The 1,484-nt window shown below is 67.0% G+C and carries 1 protein-coding gene; it reads left to right on the top strand.

The window, feature by feature from the left end:
* Positions 1-294 precede the first annotated feature (294 nt).
* The coding region (gene istA / locus LDL49_RS56370; RefSeq protein ID WP_225303185.1) for an IS21 family transposase at positions 295-1,484 on the top strand (1,190 nt) is incomplete at its 3' end.

Below are 1,484 nucleotides of genomic sequence, written 5' to 3'. Positions count from 1 at the left end.
AAGGGTCAAGGCTCTCAAACGCAGCCGCTATGGCCGAGCCAACTTCGACCTGCTCCGAAAGATCATCCTATGCAACCGATGCTGAAATGACCGTGCGTGACGACGTCACACGCTTTGCGTCAGAGCCGTAAAAGTCCTCACAGGTGGCCAGTTCGAGGTCACCACTGATGGCCGGTTTAGGTCCCCGCTTCTTCTTCGCGTTGTTCGCGTGTCGTGAGGAGGGGTGTGCCCTGAGCAGTGATCGTGACGGTGTCAGCCAGCCACGAGATCACCGCTCAGGGGGTCTGCCCGGCCATGAAGTCTTCGGGGGAAGTCATGGACATCATCGCCGCCTACCGTGAGGTAGGCACCTATCGCGGAGCCGCTGAGATGTGCGGCACCACGCACAAGACCGTCAAACGCATCATCGAGCGGGCGCTGGCCGGGGACAAGACGCCGGGCCGCAGACGGCGTGAGCACAATTTCGACGCGGTCGCCGAGCTGGTGGCCGAGAAGGTCCAGAGCACGGCCGGGAGGATGTCGGCCAAGCGGCTGCTGCCGCTGGCCCAGGCCGCTGGGTATGCCGGGTCGGCGCGCAACTTCCGGCGGCTGGTCGCCGAGGCGAAGAAGACGTGGCGGCGCGGTCATCATCGCGGCCGGCGGCCGGCGGTCTGGACGCCGGGCGAGATGCTGGTCATCGACTGGGGCGACGCGGGCGGCGGGCTGCACGTGTTCTGCGCGGTGCTGGCCTGGTCAAGGGTCCGCTTCGTGCGCTTCGCCGACAACGAGCGGGCCGCCACGACGCTGGCGTTGCTGGCCGAATGCTTCGAGGAACTCGGCGGGGTGCCCAAGGTGGTGCTGGCCGACCGGATGGGCTGCTTGAAGGGCGGCGTGGTCGCCAACAAGGTCATCCCCACCAGCGACTACGTGCGCTTCGCCACCCACTACGGCTTTCGGCCGGACTGGTGCGAGGCCGGCGACCCGGAATCGAAGGGCATCGTGGAAAACCTGGTCGGCTATGCCAAACGTGATCTGGTCGTGCCGCAGGCGCCGTTCGACGACCTGGCCGTGGCCAACGTGGCCGCCCGCCAGTGGTGCGCCGAGGTCAACACGGTGACGCATTCAGAGATCTGCGCTATCCCGGCCGAGCGGCTGGCCGGCGAGCGGGAGCTGCTGACCGTGTTGCCGTCGCTGCGGCCGTCGATCGGCCAGGCGCCGGTCACCCGCAAGGTCGACCGGCTCTCCTGCGTGCGGTTCGGCTCGGCCCGCTACTCGGTCCCGACCCGGCTGATCGGCACCCGGGTGGCGGTGGCCGAGGAAGGCGGCAGGCTGCTCGTCTGCGACCTGGCCACCGGCGAGATCGTCGCCGACCACCTGGTGTCCGCGTACTTCTTTGGGTGCTCCACCAAGTACGGAGATGTGTGCACCAGCTCAGGCGACCTCAGTGGCTTGTTCGATGTTTCTGAGCCGGTTCTTGAGTCGGTAACTGGGGCCGTTGATGGAGA

The sequence above is a fragment of the Nonomuraea aurantiaca genome, from assembly GCF_020215705.1.
GTDB lineage: Bacteria > Actinomycetota > Actinomycetes > Streptosporangiales > Streptosporangiaceae > Nonomuraea > Nonomuraea aurantiaca.
Note: the sequence above shows the minus strand (reverse complement) of the source record. Positions and strands in the feature narration are given on the sequence as shown.